Origin of the sequence: Thiomonas sp. FB-6 (genome assembly GCF_000377645.1) — a bacterium.
GTDB lineage: Bacteria > Pseudomonadota > Gammaproteobacteria > Burkholderiales > Burkholderiaceae_C > Thiomonas_A.
Genome location: NZ_KB898473.1, coordinates 83763 through 103950, shown reverse-complemented (window position 1 = coordinate 103950; position 20188 = coordinate 83763). Strand labels below are relative to the sequence as shown.

Here is a 20188-nt window from a genome sequence, read left to right as displayed (position 1 = left end):
GGATCTTGAGCCCGGCATCGCCCGGGCTTTTTTTCGTCCGGCTTGCGCGTGCTCAAGCCCTCTTGTCGGAAGGCCGGACCGTCCCCACATGGATGCGGAACAATCGAGGCGGACCGGGGCGGTGTCGTACGCGTTCGCCCAGGCTCTGCAACAATCGAAATCCGTGGCCCCTCCGGCGGCCCCCGCTCCCTAGGTGCATCGCGCATGATCCCTCACCTCGTATCCGCCGAAGGCGGCCCGGTGCTCGAACTCGAGCAGCGCATCCTCGAAGCCCAGCCCTCCATCGAGCGCTGGTTCCGCCTCGAGTGGATGGAACACCAACCGCCCTTCTACGCCTCGGTGGACCTGCGCAACGGCGGCTTCAAGCTGGCGCCGGTGGACACCAACCTGTTTCCCGGCGGCTGGAACAACCTGTCCGAGGAAATGCTGCCCCTGGCGGTGCAGGCGGCGATGGCCGCGATCGAGAAGATCTGCCCCGAGGCCAAGGGCCTGCTGCTGATTCCCGAGAAGCACACCCGCAACACCTTCTACCTGGAGAATCTGGCGCGCCTGACCCAGATCTTCCACCAGGCCGGCCTGAACGTGCACGTGGGCACGGTCGACGAGACCATCACCGAGCCCAAGACGGTGACCCTGCCCACCGGCGCCAGCCTGCTGCTGGAGCCACTGGTACGCGCCAAGCGCCGCCTGGGCACGAAGGACTTCGACCCCTGCACCATCCTGCTCAACAACGACCTGTCCTCGGGCGTGCCGGCGGACCTGCAGAACCTGTTCGAGCAGTACCTGCTGCCGCCGCTGCACGCGGGCTGGACCACCCGGCGCAAGAGCACCCACTTCCGCAGCTACGACGCGGTGGTCAAGCGCTTCGCCAAGCTCATCGGCGTGGACCCGTGGATGCTCAACCCCTATTTCGCGCAGTGCGGCGGCATCGACTTCCAGGAGCGCCAGGGCGAGGACGAACTGGCCGAGGCGGTCGACGGCGTGCTGGCCAAGGTGCGGCGCAAGTACAAGGAATACGGCATCCACGAGAAGCCCTTCGTGGCCGTGAAGGCCGACGCCGGCACCTACGGCATGGGCGTGATGATGGTGCACGACGCCTCCGAGGTGCGCGACCTCAACCGCAAGACCCGCAACAAGATGAGCGTGGTCAAGGAAGGCATGCAGGTGCGCGACGTCATCATCCAGGAAGGCATTCCGAGCATCGAACGCCTGCAGGAAGCGGTGTGCGAACCGGTGGTGTACATGATGGACCGCTACGTCGTGGGCGGCTTCTACCGCGTGCACGCCGACCGCGGCCCGAGCGAGAACCTGAACTCGCCGGGCATGCACTTCGTGCCGCTGGCTTTCGACGAGCAGTTCAACGTCACCAATCCGGAGGCCAAGCCCGGCACCAGCGGCCCCAACCGCTTCCACATGTACGGCGTGATCGCGCGCCTGGCGCTGGTGGCCGCGAGCTACGAGCTCGAGCGCACCGATCCCGAGGCCGAAACCGAGTGAAAACAGCCCCCGCGCGCGGGGGCCCGCCGCCATGAAACTGCTGTTCGTCGCCGATCCGCTGGAAGCCTTCAACCCGAAGAAGGACTCGACCCTGGCCATGATGCGCGAGGCGGCGCGCCGGGGCCATGCGGTGTGGGCCTGCGAGCCCCGCCAGCTGCGCTGGCTGCGCGACGCCCGCGGCGCGCAGGCGGTGCAGGCGCCCTGCCGGCACATCCAGCCGCTGGACGGCGCGCGGCCGTGGTTCACCGAGATCGAGGTGGTGGCGCTGGCGCTGCGCGAATTCGACGCGGTGCTCATGCGCAAGGACCCGCCCTTCGACAGCGAGTTCTTCTACGCCACGCATCTGCTGGAGCAGGCCGAGCGCGAGGGCGCGCGCGTGTTCAACCGCCCGCGCGCGCTGCGCGACCACCCGGAGAAGCTGGCCATCCTGGAGTGGCCCGACCACATTCCCGACACCCTGGTCAGCCGCGACCCGGCCGCGCTGCGCGCCTTCGCGCGCGAGCATGGCGACGTCATCGTCAAGCCGCTGGACGGCATGGGGGGCTCAGGCGTGTTCCGCCTGCGCAACGGCGCCGACGGCGCGCCGGACGCCAACCTGGGCGTGGTGCTGGAGACCCTCACCGACACCGGCCGGCGCACGATCATGGCGCAGGGCTACCTGCCGCAGATCGCGCAGGGCGACAAGCGCGTGCTGCTGATCGACGGCGAGCCGGTGCCCTACGCGCTGGCGCGCATTCCGCAGGGCGGAGAGACGCGGGGCAACCTGGCCGCCGGCGGCCTGGGGCGCGCACAGCCGCTGCAGGAAGGCGACCTCGCGATCGCGCGGGCGCTGGGGCCGACGCTGGCGGCGCGTGGACTGCTGCTCGTGGGCCTGGACATCATCGGCACGCGCCTGACCGAAATCAACGTCACCAGCCCGACCTGTTTCGTGGAAATCCGCGAGCAGACCGGCTTCGACGTGGCGGCGCGCTTCATCGACGCGGTGGAAGCGGCGGCCACGCGCGCGGCCTAGGCTCCTAGGCGCGGCGCGCTGCGCCGCAGCGGCGGCTCAGTGTGCCGCCAGCCAGTGCATGAAATCGGCGTAGACCTGCGGGTCGCCGGCCACCCAGCCGGCCACGTGCAAGGCGCGATCCATCGGGCGGGCCTCGGGCGAGAGCAGCGCCGCGCGCACCTTGGCCACCTGGTCGGCACCTACCGAGGGCGCGGCCAGCACGGTCCAGAAGGGCATCTCCTGGTGCGCCAGCACCACGCCGCCGGCGGCGCGCCACTTCGCCGACACCAGCGGCGTGACCACGCCGATCACCGCAGCGTGCGTGACCTGCATGAAATCGGTGACCGCGTTCTGGTACTGCACGTGCACGGTGGGCGGCAGCTTGCTGGCGTGCTGCAGCCACAGCTTGGCCGCCACCTTGTCCACCAGGCTGCCCTGGGCCGGGGCCAGCAGCACCGCGGCAGGCGCGCTCCAGACGTCGCGCAGGGACACGCAGGCGGCCGGCGCCGAGGTGGCCACGCCCAGGGTGCTCAGCGTGGGGCCGCCGAGCAGCACCTCGGCGCCATGGCCGGGGCAGGGCTGGGCGATGAAGTCGACGCCGAAACCCTGCGGCGCCTGCGCCACGGCCACCAGGTGCCAGCCCTTGGCCAGCAGCTTGGCGCTGGCGCTGGGCGGCTTGACGAAGGCGTAGTCGGCCGGCTGCGCGGCCAGTGCCGGGCCGATGGCGTCGTGCGCCACCCACAGCGTGCGCTTGCCGGTGGCGTGGGTGATGGCGTCGGCCAGCGCCTGCGCGCCGTTGGCCACCGCGACCTCGTTCTCCTGCACCAGCCCGTTCTGCACGCGCAGCAGTTGCGTGGCGCCCGTCGCGGCCGGCGCGGGCGCCGCCTGCGCGGCGCCGAGCATCGAGCCGGCGAACAGCGCGCAGCCGAACAGCGCGGCGAGCATGCGTCGTGGTCGGAAAGCCAGGGCGTGGGTGCGCGCGCGGCGCTGCGTGGCGAACAGGGACATGGTCGGTGGCAGGAGGCGCCGCCGGCGCGGCAGCCGACCAAATCTAGCAGAGTGTCGCGTACCCGTGTACCTTGGAGACGCCGCCGCGCCCGCATTGGCTACGATGACGGCCCCCGTTCCCGAAGCGCGCGCAGCGCGCGCCCAGCGCCATGTCCGACGATCAGCACAGCCTGTACCTGCCCTGTCCGCGCGGCCTCGAGCAGGCGCTGCGCGAGGAGATCGCCGAAATCGAGGGCTGCGGCGCGCAGCCGCAGGCCGAGCACGCGGCCGGGCTGAGCCTGCGCGGCAGCCTGCGCGACGTGATGTTGCTGAATCTTCACACCCGCATCGCCTCGCGGGTGCTGCTGCGCGTGGCGCAGGGCCCGGTGGCCCACGCCGACGACATCTACCGCCTGGCGCTGCGCCAGCCCTGGGCGCAGTGGTTCGACGCCGACGCCACGCTGCGCGTGGACGTGACCGCCGAGCGCAGCCCCATGCAAAGCCTGCATTTCGCGCTGCTGCGCGCCAAGGACGGAGTGTGCGATCACTTCCGTCTGCGCGACGGCCGGCGGCCGAGCGTGGCCCGCGAGAACCCGCAGGTGCGGGTGCATCTGCACCTCGACGCCTCCAGCGCCACGCTGTACCTGGACACCTCGGGCGAAGCCCTGTTCAAGCGCGGCTGGCGCGCCGCGCACGGCGAGGCGCCGCTGAAGGAGAACCTCGCGGCCGGGCTGCTGCGCCTGGCCGGCTGGACGCCGCAGGCCGCTCTCTACGACCCCTTCTGCGGGGCCGGCACCATCGTCATCGAGGCCGCGCAGCGGGCCTGCCGCATCGCCCCGGGGCTGCAGCGCGGCTTCGGCTTCGAGCGCCTGAGCGGCTTCGATCCCGCCGTCTGGCGCGAACTGCGCGCGCAGGCCCAGGCCGCGCGCCGCGAGGCCCCGGCGCCCATCGTGGCCGCCGACATCGACCCCCGCATGGTGGCGCTGACCCGCGACAACGCGCGCCGCGCCGGGGTCGAGCAGGCGCTGCAAGTGCGCCAGGGCGACGCCCTGGAGGGCCCCACGCCGCTGGAACTCGCGCCGGAGCAGTCCGGCTGGGTGCTGTGCAACCCGCCCTATGCCGAGCGCATCGAGGCGAAGGGAGCCCAGGCCGAGGACCTGCTGCCCCGGCTCGGCGACCGGCTCAAGCAGCGTTTCGTCGGCTGGAACGCCGCGCTGCTGCTGGCCGACCTGCGTGCCGAGCGTTCGCTGGGCCTGAAGGCGTCCAGGCGCCACGTGCTGTTCAACGGCCCCATCGAGTGCCGCCTGTTCACCTTCGCGCTGGTCGCCGGGCGGCCCCCGCGGAAGGTGTAGGCCCCCTCCGTCGCCGGGCGCGAGCCCGGCGACGGAGGGGCCGTCAGAACCCGCGCAGCGCCAGGCGCAGCACGGCGGCGCCGTAGTGGCGCGCCATCAGCGTGGTGAAGCGGTCGAAATCGATGTGCGCGCTGGCGTCGGCGCGGTCGGAGATGCAGCGCACCGCGGCGAAGGGCACCCGGTAGTCGGCGCAGACCTGCGCGACCGCGGCGGTCTCCATGTCCACGGCCAGCGCGTCGGGCAGAAGCTGGCGCAGCTCGGCCGCCTGCGTAGGCCCGGCGATGAACCGGTCGCCGCTGAGCAGCAGCCCGCGGTGCAGCCGCGGGGCCGTGATGCCCAGGCCCTGCAGCCGGGCGGCGCCTGCGTCGTCCTCCAGCATGCCCTGCAGCGCACGCTGCGCACCCTCGGCCAGGCGCTCGGTCCAGGCCGGGTCCGCGGCGAAGCGGCTGCGCCCGGTGAGCGGGACCTCGAAACGCGGGAACAGCGGAGAGGCGTCCAGGTCGTGCTGCAGGCATTGCTCGGCCACCACCACGTCGCCGATGCCCACGCCCTCGCCCAGGCCGCCGGCGGTTCCGGTGAACAGCAGCGCCTCGCAGCCGAACTCGGCGATCAGGCTGGTGGCGCTGGTGGCGGCCGCCACCTTGCCCACCCCCGACAGCACCAGCACGGCCTCGAAGCCCCACAGCCGGCCGCGGTGAAAGCTGCGCTGGCCGCGCAGTTGCAGCGGGCGCACGGCCAGCAGCTGCTGCAGCAGCAGTTGCTGCTCGGCCTGCAGCGCGCTGAGCACGCCGATGCGGGGATTGCGTCGATCGGGCATGGAGGGTCGGGGGAGGTCTCAGGCGGCGGGGACGGCAGCGGCGGCGGGCGCCGTGTCCGGGCCGTCGGGTACGCGGTCGGTGAACACGCCGGCGGCGCCCAGGTCCAGCCAGCGGCGCAGCTGCACCGGGTCGTCCACCGTGTACACGCGCAGCTCCAGCCCGGCCGCGCGCAGCGGCGCGATCACCGCGGGGTCGGTGTCCCGCGCGGCCAGGTGCAAGGCGCGCAGGCCCAGCGCCTGCGCCACGCCGCGCCAATGGCGCGGCAGGCGCGTGCACAGCCAGGCGCGGGGCAGGCCCGGCGCGGCGCGCAGGGCACCCTGCAGTGCCGCGATGGAAAAGGACGACAGCAGCGGCACCGGCGCGCAGCCGGCCCACAATTCGGCGGCGAGGCCGGCCACGGCGGCGCCCCAGGCCTCCTGCAGAGGTGCCGGGGCGTCGTCATCCACCTTGATCTCCAGGTTCACCCAGCAGGGCTCGGGGCAGGCGCCCAGGGTCTCGCGCAGTTCGGGCAGGCTGGCCAGGGCCTCGCCGGGCAGCGCGCGCAGTGCCCGCCACGTCAGGGCGCTGGCCCGCAGCGAGCTGCCGTGGGTACGCAGCAGCGCGTCGTCGTGCAAGAGGAAGGCCCGGCCGTCGGCGCTGAGCTTGACGTCGCACTCGAAGCTGCGGAAGCCGGCGCGCAGCGCGGCGCGGCAGGCGCTCAGCGAGTTCTCCGGGCCGAGCGAGGCGCCCAGTCGATGGGCGATGATGTCGGGCGGGATGGGGGCCATCATGTGGGCCATCGGAGGGGCCATCGAAGGGGCCGTCGCAGGAGCCAGCGGCGAGACGGCCGGGTCGTTGCGGGTCGGCTCAGGATCCGCAGCGCTCTTTCAGGCGGTCCAGCTGGGCATAGGTGATGCTGCGCCCGCCGGCGGTGGCCTGCTGGATGGCCTGGATCATGCAGGGGGAGCTGCTGGCCATCGACAGCTCGCCGTCGTCGACCGCCAGCCCGTCGCGGCGCCAGCGCAGCAGCCCCAGCACCACGGCCACGACCAGCACGCCGAGCAGGATCCCGAGCAGGCCTTGCAGGTGGGGGTTCAGGGGTTTGCGCGGAGTCTTGGAAGGAGGCATCGCCGACGTGGGCGCTTCGCAGCGCGGGGAGCGGAGGGGTGGAGGCGGGCGCAGCGGCGCGCAGTGTAGCGCGCCGCCCCGGGGCGGGCGCAACGGCCCCGCCCTGTCAGGCCAGGCTGGCCAGCGTGGGGTTCAGCGTGTAGGTGCCGGTGATGCTGGCGTGCGCCAGGATGTGCCCGGTCATGGCTTCGCGCACCTGCTGGCCGGTGAATTCCCCGTCCACCGCGCAGCGCGCCAGGTCCAGCGCATAGACCGTGAACACGTAGCGGTGGGGCAGCGCGTCGTTCCACGGCGGGCAGGGACCGTCGTAGCCGAAGTAGTTGCCCTGCATGTCCTGGTCGCCGCGGAACCAGGCCGTGTAGTCGTTGATGCCGTGGCGCGGGCCAGCGCCGGGCAGCGGCGCCTTGCCGCGCGCGCTCACGCCCGAACTCATCGAGCCGGCGGCGATCTCGCGTTGCGTGGGCGCCAGGTCCACCAGCACCCAGTGGAAAAAGTCCACCCGGGGCAGCGAGGCGGGCACGGTGCGGCCCTCGCGGTTGACGTCCTCGGCGGAGCTGGGCACGTCGGGGTCGTGGCACAGCAGCACGAAGCTGCGCGTGCCCTCGGGCACCTCGTCCCACGCCAGGTGGGGGTTGCGGTTGTCGGACAACGCAACGTGGCCCACCGATGCGGGCTTGCAGAACGCGAATTCGGAGGCGATGACGTGCTGATCCTGGAACGAATCGCTGCGCAGACGCATGGGAATCTCCTGGCCGGACGGGGGCGGCGGCGCGCCGGGGCGGGGCCGCCATGATTCCCATGGTAGTCCGCCGCAACGCCATCAGGAACCGTCGCCGGGGCCTCCGTCCTGCAGGCTTTCCTGGCCCTGCGGCAGCATTTCGATGGTCACCACCAGCCCGGCGATGCGCTGGGTGAGCGCGCGCTCCACCTGCAGCCGGCAGTCGGCCGCGCGCCCCAGGCTCCATTGCGCGGGCATGTGCATGTGCATGCCGACGAAGCGCCGGGTGCCGGCCCGCCGGGTGCGCACGTGGTCGAAGCGCAGGTCCTCGCAGCGGAACTGGCGCAGCACCTGCTCGACCTCGGCCAGGTCGCTGTCCGGCAGCGAACGGTCCATCAGGCCGTCCACCGAGCGCGCCACCAGGCGCCAGGCCTCGCCGACGATGTGCCCGGCCACGACGATCCCGACCACCGGGTCCAGCCACAGCCAGCCGGTCAGCGGCACCAGCGCCACGCCGAGCACCACGCCCACGCTGGTCCACACGTCGGCCAGCAGGTGGCGCGCGTCGGCCTCCAGCACGATGGAGCGCAGGCGCTGCGCGCCGCCCAGCATCCAGCGCGCCACGGCCAGGTTGATCAGCGTGGCCGCCACGTTCAGCACGGCGCCCGCCGCCACCATGTGCACCGGGTGGGGCGCCAGCAGGCGCCGCACCGCCTCGGCGGCGATGCCCAGCGCGGCCACGCCGATCAGCAGCCCCTCCAGGGCGCTGGAGAAGTACTCCGCCTTGGTATGCCCGTAGGGATGGTCGGTGTCCGGCGGGCGTCCGGCGATGGCCACCATCAGCAGCGCGAAACCGGCGGCCACGACGTTGACCAGGGATTCCAGCGCGTCCGACAGGAAGCCCACGGAGCCCGTGAGCCGCCACGCTCCCAGCTTGAGCGCGATGACCCCGAAGGCGGCGGCGAGCGAGACGTAGAGGTAGCGGCGCATGGGCGCGGAGATCGGGCCGAGGAGTCTGGGCGGCAGAGGCCCCCGATTGTGCCGCCGGCCGCGCGCATCGGGCGAGGGGGCGACCCCGCGGCTGCTTTGTGGCTGCATCCGCGTGGTCACAGTAATGTCAAAATGGAGCCTATAGACTACCGAACGGAGGCGCTTCGTAGCCAAGCCGGCGCAACGGGCCTTCTCGCGTGCCTCGCGGCGGCGCACCGGCCGTCCGTGGCCGGCCGGTCCGTCCGTGGTGTCCCGCCTTCGTCGCCGGTTGCTGTCGCTGCCAAGCGGCTGACGCCGCGTTTGCTCTCGTTTCGCGCCTACCGCGCACGCCCCGGCGTGCGAGCTCCCGCCAATCTTCGCGATGTCCCAAGCCCTGCGCCGACTGCCCCTGCCCGTGCCCAACCGGCGCGATCTGGTCGCGTTGCCGCTGGTTCTGGCCCTGTTCTTCATCGTCAGCCATGCCGGGCGCCAGATGGCGGTGCCCTACCAGCTCGGCCAGCAACTGCCCATCTCGCTGTCGCCGTGGGCGCTGCCGGCCGACGGCCTGTACACGGTGCTGCGCATGCTGGCGGCGCTGCTGCTGTCGCTGGTGTTCACGCTGAGCTACGCCTGGCTGGCCGCGCACAACCGCTACGCCGAGCGCGTGCTGGTGCCGGTGCTCGACGTGCTGCAGTCGGTGCCCATCCTGGGCTACCTGTCGATCACCGTCACCGGGTTCATGGCCCTGTTCCCGGGCAGCCTGGTGGGGGTACAGCTGGCGGTGATCTTCGCGGTGTTCACCTCGCAGGCCTGGAACATGACCTTCAGCCTGTACCAGTCGCTCAAGACCGTGCCCCGCGACCTGCAGGAGGCGGCGACGCTGTACCGGCTCAACGCCTGGCAGCGCTTCTGGAAACTGGAGCTGCCCTTCGCCATGCCGGGGCTGCTGTGGAACACCATGATGTCCATGTCCGGGGGCTGGTTCTTCGTCGTGGCCTCGGAAGCCATCACGGTGTCCGGGCACGAGGTGAAGGTGCCGGGCATCGGCTCGTACATCGCGCAGGCCATCGCCAGCCGCGACCTGGGCGCGATCGGGCTGGCCATCGGCGCGATGATCGTGATCATCCTGCTGTACGACACCCTGCTGTTCCGCCCGATCGTCGCCTGGGCCGACAAGTTCAAGCTCGAGATGACCACCTCGGGCGACGCGCCGCGCTCCTGGGTGCTGGACTTCCTGCGGCGCACGCGCCTGCTGCGCCAGTTCGCCGCGGTGCCCCAGGGCCTGTGGCAGCTCAGCGTGCGCCTGATGCCGCGGGTGCAGAACCGGCCCGCGGCGCAGGCCCAGGCCTGGCGCCGCGGCGACACGGTGTTCTACGGCGCCGTGTTCGTGTTCGCCATCTGGTCGCTGGTGCGCCTGGGTGAGGTGCTGCCGCGCGATTTCGGCTGGCCGCTGGTCGGCCACGTGCTGTGGCTGGGCCTGCTCACCGGTTTCAAGGTCTTCGTGCTGGTGGCCCTGTCGGCGCTGGTGTGGGTTCCGGTGGGCGTCTGGGTGGGGCTGCGCCCGCGCCTGGCCGCCGCCGTGCAGCCGCTGGCGCAGTTCCTGGCCGCCTTCCCGGCCAACCTGCTGTTCCCGCTGTTCGTCGTGGTCATCGTGCACTGGCACCTGGACGTGAACGTGTGGACGGCGCCGCTGATGATCCTGGGCAGCATGTGGTACGTGCTGTTCTCGGTGGTCGGCGCGGCCTCGGCGATTCCCAACGACATGCGCGAGGCGGCGCAGAATCTGGGGCTGCGCGGCTGGCTGCTGTGGAAGCGCCTGTACCTGCCGGGGGTGTTCCCCGGTTTCATCACCGGCGCCATCACCGCATCGGGCGGCGCCTGGAACGCCAGCATCGTGGCCGAGGTCGTGAGCTGGGGCGACAAGACCCTGGTGGCAACAGGGCTGGGCTCCTTCATCAGCGAGGCCACCGCGCAGGGCAAGGGCGCCGACATCGCCCTCGGCGTCGGCGTGATGTCCCTGTACGTGATCCTGATCAACCGGCTGGTCTGGCACCGCCTGTACCAACTGGCCGCACGCCGCGTGCGCCTGGACTGAAGCGTCCGCCGCGCCCCTCTGCAACCCAGCGAGCCCGAGTCGCATGTCCGCCCAACCCGAATCCCTGAACACCGAGGCGCCCGACCTGTTCCGCGCCGAACACGTGCGCAAGGCCTTCAAGGCGCCCGACGGCACCGAGCTGCTGATCCTGGACGACGTCAACCTGCGCCTGCGCGAGCACGAGATCCTGGTGCTGCTGGGGCGCTCGGGTTCGGGCAAGTCCACGCTGCTGCGCATGCTGGCGGGACTGTCCGAGCCCAGCGGCGGCACGCTGCTGCACCGCGGACGCCCGATCCAGGGGCCGGTGCCGGGGCTGGCCATGGTGTTCCAGAGCTTCGCGCTGTTCCCCTGGCTGACCGTGCTGCAGAACGTGGAACTGGGCCTGGAGGCGCTGAAGGTGCCGCAGGCCGAGCGCCGGCAGCGCGCGCTGGCGGCCATCGACCTGATCGGCCTGGACGGATTCGAGTCCGCCTACCCGCGCGAGCTCTCCGGGGGCATGCGCCAGCGCGTGGGCTTCGCGCGCGCGCTGGTCATCAACCCCGACGTGCTGCTGATGGACGAGCCCTTCTCCGCGCTGGACGTGCTGACCGCCGAGACCATGCGCACCGACCTGCTCGACCTGTGGGCCGAGCGCAAGATCCCCACCCGCGGCATCTTGCTGGTCTCGCACAACATCGAGGAGGCGGTGCTGATGGCCGACCGCATCCTCATCCTGGGCTCCAACCCGGGGCGCGTGCGCGCCGAGATCCCGGTGGATCTGTCGCAGCCGCGCGACCGCGAATCCCAGGAGTTCCGCGACCTGGTGGAGCACATCTACGGCATCATGACCTCGCGCCCGGCGGCCGCGATCAACGTGGCCCAGCGCGGCGCGCTGAGCATCGGGCACCGCCTGCCGCCGGTGTCGGTGAACCAGCTCGCCGGCCTGCTCGAGGAGTTGCACGCGCTGGAGCAGGGTTCGGGCAACAGCCGCATCAGCCTGCCCGAACTGGCCGAGGACATGCACTTCTCGGTGGACGACCTGTTTCCGCTGATCGAGGCCGTGGAACTGCTGGGTTTCGCGCAGGTCTCGGACGGCGACATCGAGCTGACCGCGGCCGGGCGCCTGTTCGTCGACGCCGACGTGCAGGAGCGCAAGGAGCTGTTCGCGCGCCACCTGATCGCGCGCGTGCCGCTGGCCGCGCGCGTGCGCGCGGTGCTCGACGAGCGCCACAACCACCGCGCCCCCGGCACGCGCTTCCGCACCGAGCTGGAGGACCTGCTCAGCGAGGAAGAGGCCGAGCACGTGCTGGACACCGCGATCGACTGGGGCCGCTACGCCGAGGTGTACGCCTACGACGACAACGCCGACGTGTTCAGCCTGGACAACCCCGGCGAGGAACCGGAGCCGGGAGCCGGGGAATGAGCGGCCCGGGGTGCCAGGCATGAGCCCGCCGCGCGGCCGCTCCGAAGGCGGGCTCAACTCCCTCGGGGAGTCGAGCGCAGCGAGGAGGGCGGTGACATGACCCAGCCGGTGCGTGTCGACCTGGTGTATTTCAACGCCGGCGGCGGGCATCGCGCCTCCGCGCAGGCGCTGCAGCAGGCGCTGGCCGAAGCGGGGCTGGGCTGGGAGGTGCGCCTGGTCAACCTCACCGAGGTGCTCGATCCGGGGGGCACGCTGCGCCGGCGCACCTTCTCGCCCGAGGACTACTACAACGCGCGCCTGGCGCACGGCCTCACGCTGGGGCTGCGCACCGAGCTGCGCGTGCTGCAGGCGCTGATCCACCTGCTGCAGCCCAGCCTGGTGCGCTCGCTGCAGCAGCACTGGGCGCGCAGCGAGCCCGACCTGGTGGTCTCGCTGATCCCGAACTTCAACCGTGCGCTGTACCAGAGCCTGGCCGCCACGCTGCCCGGCGTGCCCTACGTGACCGTGCTCACCGATCTGGCGGACCATCCGCCGCATTTCTGGATCGAGCCGGGGCAGCCGCAGCATTTCGTGTGCGGCAGCGCGCACGCGGTGCGCCAGGCCCTGGAGGCCGGCCACCCGCGCGAACGCGTGCACGCGAGCTCGGGCATGATCATCCGCCCGGATTTCTACCGCCTCGATGCGGACTTCGACCAGGCCGCGGCGCGCGCCGCGCAGGGGCTGGACCCGCGGCGCCCCACCGGCGTGGTCATGTTCGGCGGCCATGGCGCGCGCTCGATGCTGGGCATCGCCGAACGCCTGGACGACGTGCAGCTGATCCTGCTGTGCGGGCACAACCAGAAGCTGGCCGAGCGCCTGCGCGCGCAGCCCGCGCGCGCGCCGCGCCTGGTGCTGGGCTTCACCCCGCGCGTGGCCGAGGTGATGCGCATGGGCGACTTCTTCATCGGCAAGCCGGGCCCGGGCAGCCTCAGCGAGGCGCTGCACCTGGGCCTGCCGGTGGTGGTCACGCGCAATGCCTGGACCATGCCGCAGGAGCGCTACAACACCCAATGGGTGCGCGAACAGGGCTTCGGGCTGGTGCTGCCCTCGTTCCGCCACATCGCGCCCGCCGTGCGCCAGCTGCTGGAGGAGCTGCCGCGCTATCGCGAAAAGGTCGCGGGGCTGCGCAACCGCGCGGTGTTCGAGCTTCCCGGGCTGCTCGAGCGCATCCTGCGCGAGCAGCCGGGGGCGCCGGGCATGCCGGCCGGGCTCAGTTCAGCAGCACGCGGCGAGCCAGTGCGCTGAGCGGGCGCTCGGCCCAGCGCTGCAGCCGCGGGCCGAGTTGCAGCGGCTTGATGATCATGCGCACCGCCAGCTCGATGGGGTACTCGGTGCGCATGCGGTCGAACAGGCGCTGGCGCACGTCGGCCAGCGCGGGCGTCTCGGCGCTGTCGCGCCAGCGCCAGGCGCTGGCATGGCGCAGCGCCACGTCGGCGTCGCTGCGGCGCAGTTCGGCCACGCGGCGCCACAGCGCGGCGATCACCTGGCTGCGCCCCAGGCCCTCGCTGCGCCGGTAGCTGAGAAAGCGGTGGTAGAAGTGCTTGTAGTGCTGCACCTCGTCGGTGCGGATGCGCCAGCTCAGGTCGCGCAGCACGGGCTCGTCGCAGATCGCGTTGAGTGCCTGGTAGTAGGTGGTGGTGCCCATCTCGACGATGCAGCGCGCCACCAGCTCGCGTCCGCGCGAGGGCTCGAGCTCGTCCAGCGTGCACAGCGCCGAGTACTCGGCGAAGAAATCGGCGAAGGCGGCCTCCCAGTCGAACTCGGGCCAGACCGTCTGCACGTAGGCGCGCAAGGCGCGCCCGTGCTGCAGTTCCTCGGGTTCCCAGCGGTCGCGCAGCCAGGACTCGAACTCGGGGTCGCCGGCAAAGTATTCGAGCAGGTTGCGCGTGTACAGGTCGGTGCCGCTCTCGATGAAGGAGGCGCTGCACACGAGCAGGAAGATGTCGTCGCGCGGCGCGACGGCTTCGCGGTCGACGGCCTGCAGGTCGATGTCCTCCAGGCGCCATCGCAAGGTGTCGGGTACGTCGTCGGGAAGTGCGGTCATGGTGGTCAGGTCCTTGATTCCTCGATGGATGTCGCAAACCTGCCCGCGGCGCAACCCAGTTGCGGTGCCGTGGGCATCCCCCCTCACGCGTCTCCCCCTGTGTGGTGTGCATCGCGGCGCACCGCGCCGTCGTGCTCTTCTCTTAAACTACCTGGGGCCATTGTGCGCCGTATCGCCCAATGATCGCTCAAGGAGGATGACCATGTTGCAACGAAGTCTTGCGGCCGCGGCCGCCTTGTCCCTGGTGCTGGGTGGCTGCGCCAACATGAACCAGTCGCAGACCGCCACCGCGCAGGGCGCCGGCATCGGCGCCGCGGCGGGGGCCGTGATCGGCGCCCTGACCGCCGGCGGCAACACCGGCAGCAGCGCCATGCAGGGCGCCGCGCTGGGTGCCGCGGTGGGTGCCGCGGGCGGCTACCTGTGGAACCGGCACCTGGAACAGCAGAAGCAGCAGATGCAGCAGGCTAGCGCGGGCACCGGGGTGCAGGTGTCCCAGACCGCCGACAACCGCCTGAAGATCGGCGTGCCCGCCGATGCCGGCTTCTCCACCGGCAGCGCCACGCTGAACCCGCGCATGGACCCGGTGCTCGAACAGCTGGCGCAGGGGCTGGTGGCCAATCCGGGCGAGACCGTGCAGGTGCTGGGCTTCACCGATAGCACCGGCTCGGACGCCGTCAACTATCCGCTGTCGACCAACCGCGCACAGACGGTGAAGAACTTCCTGGCTTCGCGCGGGGTGCCGGCGCAGCGCATCGCGGTGCAGGGCCTGGGCCCGACGCAGCCGGTGGCCAGCAACGCCACCGCCGAGGGCCGCGCGATGAACCGCCGCGTGGAAATCTACGTGGCCCAGCCCGCGCACTGAGCCGACGGCAGGCCGCCGCGGGCACGCCCCGGGGCCCGCGGCGATGCCTGGGCGATGCCTAGGCGATGCGACGGTGCTCCAGCGCCGGCAGGCTGGCGCGCCAGGAGGCGATGCGTTCGGTCTCGATGTCGGCGGTGATCACGCCCTCGCCCTCGGCGAGCAGCGCGAGCACCTCGCCCCAGGGGTCGATGATCATCGAATGCCCCCAGGTGCGCCGGCCGTTGGCGTGGTGCCCGCCCTGCGCACTGGCGACCACGTAGCCGAGATTCTCGATGGCACGCGCGCGCAGCAGCACCTCCCAGTGCTTCGAGCCCGTGGTGTAGGTGAAGGCGGAGGGCACCAGGAAGGCATCGCAGGGCCGCGGCGTGGACAGCGCGCGGTACAGCTCCGGGAAGCGCAGGTCGTAGCAGATGGACATGCCGATGCGCAGGCCTTGCGCGTCGAAGGCCGCGGGCGCGCCGCCGGGGGCGATGGTGTCGGCTTCCGCGTAGCGCTCGCCGCCGCGTTCGAAGGCGAACAGGTGCATCTTGTCGTAGCGCGCCACCAGGCGGCCGTCGGGCCCGAAGGCCATGGTGCTGTTGAACACGCGGTCGGGTTCCGGGCACTGCAGCGGCAGCGAGCCGCCCACCACCCACATGCGGTGGCGCGCGGCCGCGGCCGACAGCATCTGCTGCACCGGGCCCTTGCCGGGGGCCTCGGCGAAACGGGTCTTGCTGGTGCCCTGCTGCTCCATGATGCAGAAGTACTCGGGCAGCACGGCCAGCGCGGCGCCCCGGCGCGCGGCCTCGTCGAGCAGCGCCTCGGCGCGCGCCAGGTTGTGGTCCAGGTCGGTGGATGAGACGACTTGCAGGGCGGCGACGCGCATGGGGTACTCCAGGAAGGAAACGGTCCGGGCGGCGGCAGCCTTCAGCCGCGCGGCGACGACGCGCCCGCCGCGGGCGGGTGCGGGTCGCGCTGCGGGCTTACCTCGGGCTTGGCCCAGGTGCCCGTGACGCGGTAGCCGTAGGTCAGCGCCTTCATCAGCGGCTCGCGCGCGATCAGCTGCGCGACGAACGTGCCCAGCCCGATGGCCGGATTGATCAAAGCATAGGCCAGCGAGGCCGAGCCTGCATTGATGTCCGGGACCACGACCACGTACAGGTCCTGGGTCTCGCGCGCCAGGTCGGCCGAGCCGTCGATGAACACGGTGGCGGTCAGCCCGCTCATCTTGAAGTCCTTCGTGGTCGCCACGCCGTCGAGCAGCTGCACGTCGGCGCCGACCTTGTCGAAGGCGAAACCGCTGGAGAACACGTCGCTGAAGTTCAGCGTCAGGCGCCGCGGCAGGCTTTGCAGGCTGAGCACGCCCAGCAGCTTGGAGATACCTGGATCGGCCTTCAGGAACTGCCCCTTGCCCAGCGCCAGGTTGAACTGCCCCGAAAGGCTGGGGTAGTCCAGCGACAGCGGCGAGCCCAGCCAGCTCAGCGTGCCCTGCAGCGTGCCCTTGCCGCCCTTGAGCAGCCCTGGCTTGCCCAGGCGGGCGAGCAGCGAGCCGGCGTCGCCCACGTCGAGCTTGAAGCCCAGCGACATGCGATGCGGGGCGCCGGCCCTGCGCGAGGTCGGGCTCCAGTCGCCGCTGGCCGTGAACACCGCGTCCGGGGAGCTCAGGCGCACGTCGTCGAGCTGCCACTGGCGGGCGTCGCCGCGGCCGCGGTTGACGGCCTGCAGGCGCAGGGAGTCGAAGTGGTGGCCGTGGATCTCCACGTCGCTGGCCTGCAGGTCGATCGCCGGCAGGCTGCGCGGGCGTTCGTCGAGCAGGTGCTCCACGTCGGAGTCGGAGCTCTTGGGCAGTTGCAGATGGGTCAGGCGCGCGCTCACGCTGCCCGGCGAGTCACCGGCGCCCATGCGCCAGTTCACCGCGCCGTCGAGCTGGTTGCTGCGCAGGTTGGCCTGCCACAGCGAGCCGCTGCGCGTGGCGCCCAGCACCACGTCGTCGAACACGCGGCCGTCCAGCGTGAGCCGGGACACGCGCAAGGCCAGCACCGTGGGCATCCAGGGGCTCGCCGACGCCGGCGGGCCCGCGGCAGGGCGTGCCTTGGCGGAGCCGCCATTGCCAGGCGCGGCGGGAGCGACGGAGCCCATCGTGGAGCTCGCGGAAGTCGTGGAGGCGGCCGGCGTGTCCTGCGCCAGCGCGCGCTTCCAGGCGTCGACGTCCAGCAGCGGCAGGTCCACGTTGGCATGCAGCCCCTGGCCCGGCGAGGGCAGTGCCGCGGCCGGGCCCAGCGCCACGCTGAGCCCGCGCCAGGCCGCCGGCTTGCCGGCGCCCGCGGCTTGCAGCAGGCCGGAGGCGCGCAGGTCGCCGTCGAGGTCCAGCGACCAGGGCTGCGCGCCGCCGTCGCTGCCGGCCGCGCGCACCACGCGCAGCGTCTGCTCGGTCTGCGCGTTCTTGCCCAGCGGCGCCGGCAGGTCGATGGCCATGCCGACCAGGCTGCTGCTGAGTTGCAGCCGCGGGCCGGACTGTCCGGGCGCCGCGTCCACGCGCAGCGCGAAGGGCGTGCTGCCGCGCAGGTGGCGCAGCAGCGGCGCCCAGGCGCGCAGCTCCGGCGCGGCGCGCAGCGCGGCTGCGTCCACCCGGCCGTCGGCCTCGATGCGCAGCGCGCCGCCCGGCGCCTGCCCGCCGTGTACGCGCAAGGCGCCGCCGGCGAAGTCCGCGCCCTGCAATTGCATGCTGAAGCCGCCCTCGCTGAAGTCCACCTGGCCGCGCACGCCGTTCACCGCCGGCAGCTCGGGCAGATAGCGCAGCTGGTCGCCCAGCAGCTGCAGATGCCCCTTCACGCGAGCCTGGTCGGTGTGCTCCAGCGGCAGGCTCAGGGCGAGCTGCAGGCGCAGCGGGCCGCTGGCCGTGGCCTCGCTGAGCGCGTGCCCGAGCGCCGCGTCCAGCGGGGAGTTGCGCACGTAGCGCAGCGCCTCGTCGGCCGGCGCCAGCACCTGGGCCTGCGCTTGCAGCACGCCGTGCACGTAGCTCGGCAGATCCAGCTCCAGCCCCTGCAGCCGGGCCTTGCCCACGCGGGCGCTGACGCCGCGCGCCGACATGCCGCGGGAGCTGAAGCTGAAGCTGCCGTCGACGTCGCGGAACTCCGGCCACTGGGCATTCGCGGCCACGTCGGCCGCGCTGGCCTGCCGGCCCTTGGGCAGCAGCCGGCGCGGCGCGGGACTGAACACGCCGCCGTGGATGCGCGCGTCGACGCGGAACAGGCCGCTACCGGGCTGGTCGAAGGGGAAGCGCGCCAGCGGTCCCTGCACCTGGAAGCGCACCTCGTCGGCGCTGCCGCCGGCGATGGCGCTGCGCAGGTAGTCGCGCGTGTCCTTGGCGATGCCCAGCGGAAGGTACTTGGGCACGGCGCGCAGTTCCGCGCGGCTCAGGCGCGCGCTCAGGTCCAGCAGCCCGGGGCCGGCGGCCTGCGTGGTGTAGCGCAGATTGACGCTGCCGGCCGCGTCCGGCGTGGCGAGCAGGATCTGCGAGCCCTGCAGGTCCCACTGGCCGCCGCTCTCGCGGCTCCAGCTCAGGCGTGCGTCCAGGCTGCTCACCGGAAGGCTGGGGGCCTCGAACACCGTGGGCAGCGCGACCGCGCCGTCGCGCATGCGCAGCCGGGCGTTGCCGCCGTCCTGGTTGGCGTCGACGCTGCCGTCCAGGCTCTGGATTCCGGGCAGCAGCGCGGGCAGTGCCGCGGCCTGCTCTGGCGCGCTCGCGCCGCCCGCCGGCAGCGCGGCGGCCGGCTGCGCCGGGGCCGGCCCGCCGAGCGCCTGCGCCTGGCCGGCCCCGGCACGGACCGATGGGGCGGCGGCCGCACTGGCAGCCGCCGCCGGGCTGTTCCAGCCCAGGCCGCTGAAGCTGGCCTTGAGCGCGTAGCGCTGGGGCAGGGCGCGCGCCGCGCTCCAGTCGCCGCTCCAGCTCAGGCTGGCGCTGTCGACGCGTCCGCGCGGGCGCAGCTGCAGCAGGCGCTCGCGCCAGTCGGCCGGCAGCGGCAGGCGCTGCGCCAGCGCCTCGAGCTCGCCCAGGTCCAGCGCGCCCACGCTGAGGCTGCCCTGGGCCGGTGCCCCCGGGGCCTGCTGCCGGCGCCATTGCAGCAGGCTGGGTGCCAGCAGCTTGCCGTCCGCGTCGCGCAGGCGCAGGCCGGCGAGCTCGAGCTGGCTGCCGTGGGCCAGGCGGCGCCAGCTCAGGCGCCCCGACAGCTCGCGCAATTGCAGCGGCGGCAGCGCGGGGTCGAGCTGGGCGTGGAGGGCGCCCAGCGCCGCCACCACGGTGACCGATTGCGGCTGGTAGTCGCGGCCGACCTGCAGCCACGCGCGCAGGGCGCCGTCACCGCCCGAGAGTTGTGCTGGCAGGGTGACCCACCGGCCCAGCGAATCCAGGTCCACGCGCGGCAGGTCGGCCCACAGGGTGCCCTGCCAGGCGGCCAGGTTGCCGGGATGGCGGTCGAACAGCGGCTGGCGCATGTCGGCGCGCAATTGCAAAGCTGCGCCAAGTTGGCTGGGGGGCACCGCTTGCAGCGCAGCGCGGTGGTGTAGCAGAGTGTTGCGCAATTCCAGTTGAACGTCGTGCAATTGCAGCGGCGCCGCACCGTGGGTCTTGTCCACCCAGGTGATGGTGCTGTCCTGCACCAGGATCTGGTCCTGCGAGAACAGCCAGTCGGCGAAGCGCTGCCCGCCCCCGGCGCCGGCGCGCAGGTCGATGGGGATGCCGCCGATGTCCAGATGGGTGGCGTCCTCGCGGGTGATGCGCAGGTCGGCGCCTCGGATCACCAGTTGTTCGAAGCTCAGTTGCAGGCGCGGCAGGCTTTTCCAGGAGGGCAGGGCCTGCACCGAGGCCAGGCGCAGCGCGGGGTGTCCGTGGGCGTCGTCGATCACCAGGTCGCGCATCGACAGCGTGGGCAGCAGGCCTTGCCAGCGGCTGCGCACCGAGCCGATGTGCACCGGCAGGCCCAGGGCCTGGCTGGATTCCTGCTCCAGCCAGGGCACGAAGCGCTGCGCGTTGGGCAGCACCGCGTAGCGCAGGGTCAGCAGCGAGGCGCCGAGCAGCAGGTAGAGCGCGACCACCAGCGCGATCGAAGCTTCCAGCAGCCGGGTGGCGAGTTTGACGGTGACGTGCAGCGCGGACACGAGGGCAGGGTGGCGTGGGAACGGGCGGGGGTGGGTGCGCCGCGCGGCCGGCGCGAGCAGCCGCGATGCCACGACCCTTCCAGGATGGTAGCCAAGGAGCCCGATCGCGCGGATCCCCTGAAGCCCTGCTGCAAGCAATGCCGGCCTGCAATATGCTGCGCGCTGAAACAC

The 20188-nt window shown here is 72.4% G+C and carries 16 protein-coding genes; 7 read left to right on the top strand and 9 right to left on the bottom strand.

What is annotated here, in order from left to right:
- Positions 1 to 204 precede the first annotated feature (204 nt).
- Positions 205 to 1497 carry a glutamate--cysteine ligase gene (gshA, locus tag D466_RS0105280; protein ID WP_018912667.1) on the top strand — a complete coding sequence of 431 codons (1293 nt, stop codon included), beginning with the start codon at positions 205 to 207 and terminating at the stop codon, positions 1495 to 1497.
- A gap of 31 nt (positions 1498 to 1528) precedes the next feature.
- Positions 1529 to 2509 (top strand): glutathione synthase, encoded by a 981-nt coding sequence (gshB, locus tag D466_RS0105275; RefSeq protein ID WP_018912666.1) that lies wholly within the window; start codon positions 1529 to 1531, stop codon positions 2507 to 2509.
- Between the two features lie 36 nt (positions 2510 to 2545).
- On the opposite strand, the gene D466_RS20640 is transcribed toward gshB, so the two are convergent.
- Complete coding sequence (locus D466_RS20640; protein WP_018912665.1) at positions 2546 to 3496, bottom strand: hypothetical protein; 951 nt, start codon at positions 3494 to 3496, stop codon at positions 2546 to 2548.
- 149 nt (positions 3497 to 3645) lie between these two features.
- Between D466_RS20640 and D466_RS0105265 the strand changes: the two genes are divergently transcribed.
- Positions 3646 to 4827: a class I SAM-dependent RNA methyltransferase gene (locus D466_RS0105265; RefSeq protein ID WP_018912664.1), complete on the top strand. Its 1182-nt coding sequence runs from the start codon at positions 3646 to 3648 to the stop codon at positions 4825 to 4827.
- A 43-nt stretch (positions 4828 to 4870) separates the two neighbouring features.
- On the opposite strand, the gene D466_RS0105260 is transcribed toward D466_RS0105265, so the two are convergent.
- The 5 genes from D466_RS0105260 to D466_RS0105240 all read right to left on the bottom strand — a co-directional run bounded on the left by D466_RS0105260 (position 4871) and on the right by D466_RS0105240 (position 8460).
- Complete coding sequence (locus tag D466_RS0105260; protein ID WP_018912663.1) at positions 4871 to 5644, bottom strand: 5'-methylthioadenosine/adenosylhomocysteine nucleosidase; 774 nt, start codon at positions 5642 to 5644, stop codon at positions 4871 to 4873.
- Positions 5645 to 5662: 18 nt separating this feature from the next.
- A complete protein-coding gene (locus tag D466_RS20635) occupies positions 5663 to 6436 on the bottom strand; it encodes a glycerophosphodiester phosphodiesterase family protein (RefSeq protein WP_081629828.1) in 774 nt (257 codons plus the stop codon).
- Positions 6437 to 6491: 55 nt separating this feature from the next.
- Positions 6492 to 6752 carry a hypothetical protein gene (locus D466_RS0105250; RefSeq protein WP_018912661.1) on the bottom strand — a complete coding sequence of 87 codons (261 nt, stop codon included), beginning with the start codon at positions 6750 to 6752 and terminating at the stop codon, positions 6492 to 6494.
- Positions 6753 to 6858: 106 nt separating this feature from the next.
- Positions 6859 to 7491 carry a YbhB/YbcL family Raf kinase inhibitor-like protein gene (locus D466_RS0105245; RefSeq protein WP_018912660.1) on the bottom strand — a complete coding sequence of 211 codons (633 nt, stop codon included), beginning with the start codon at positions 7489 to 7491 and terminating at the stop codon, positions 6859 to 6861.
- A gap of 81 nt (positions 7492 to 7572) precedes the next feature.
- The gene (locus tag D466_RS0105240; protein WP_018912659.1) at positions 7573 to 8460 is read right to left on the bottom strand and encodes a cation diffusion facilitator family transporter; all 888 of its coding nucleotides are present in this window, start codon (positions 8458 to 8460) and stop codon (positions 7573 to 7575) included.
- 361 nt (positions 8461 to 8821) lie between these two features.
- Here D466_RS0105240 and D466_RS0105235 point away from each other — a divergent pair, with 361 nt between their 5' ends.
- The 3 genes from D466_RS0105235 to D466_RS20630 all read left to right on the top strand — a co-directional run bounded on the left by D466_RS0105235 (position 8822) and on the right by D466_RS20630 (position 13220).
- A complete protein-coding gene (locus D466_RS0105235; protein ID WP_018912658.1) occupies positions 8822 to 10534 on the top strand; it encodes an ABC transporter permease subunit in 1713 nt (570 codons plus the stop codon).
- A 43-nt stretch (positions 10535 to 10577) separates the two neighbouring features.
- A complete protein-coding gene (locus tag D466_RS0105230; RefSeq protein ID WP_018912657.1) occupies positions 10578 to 11936 on the top strand; it encodes a nitrate/sulfonate/bicarbonate ABC transporter ATP-binding protein in 1359 nt (452 codons plus the stop codon).
- Between the two features lie 96 nt (positions 11937 to 12032).
- Positions 12033 to 13220 carry a glycosyltransferase gene (locus tag D466_RS20630; RefSeq protein WP_018912656.1) on the top strand — a complete coding sequence of 396 codons (1188 nt, stop codon included), beginning with the start codon at positions 12033 to 12035 and terminating at the stop codon, positions 13218 to 13220.
- Here the strand turns inward: D466_RS20630 and D466_RS0105220 are convergent.
- The gene (locus D466_RS0105220; RefSeq protein WP_026284910.1) at positions 13186 to 14019 is read right to left on the bottom strand and encodes a ferritin-like domain-containing protein; all 834 of its coding nucleotides are present in this window, start codon (positions 14017 to 14019) and stop codon (positions 13186 to 13188) included. The genes D466_RS20630 and D466_RS0105220 overlap by 35 nt on opposite strands.
- A 196-nt stretch (positions 14020 to 14215) precedes the next feature.
- On the opposite strand from D466_RS0105220, the gene D466_RS0105215 reads away from it, so the two are divergent.
- Positions 14216 to 14881, top strand: coding sequence for an OmpA family protein (locus tag D466_RS0105215; protein WP_018912654.1), 666 nt, complete (start codon positions 14216 to 14218; stop codon positions 14879 to 14881).
- A 58-nt stretch (positions 14882 to 14939) separates the two neighbouring features.
- On the opposite strand, the gene D466_RS0105210 is transcribed toward D466_RS0105215, so the two are convergent.
- Positions 14940 to 15746: a carbon-nitrogen hydrolase family protein gene (locus D466_RS0105210; RefSeq protein WP_018912653.1), complete on the bottom strand. Its 807-nt coding sequence runs from the start codon at positions 15744 to 15746 to the stop codon at positions 14940 to 14942.
- A gap of 41 nt (positions 15747 to 15787) precedes the next feature.
- Positions 15788 to 20017: a YhdP family protein gene (locus D466_RS20625; RefSeq protein WP_018912652.1), complete on the bottom strand. Its 4230-nt coding sequence runs from the start codon at positions 20015 to 20017 to the stop codon at positions 15788 to 15790.
- Positions 20018 to 20188 lie beyond the last annotated feature (171 nt).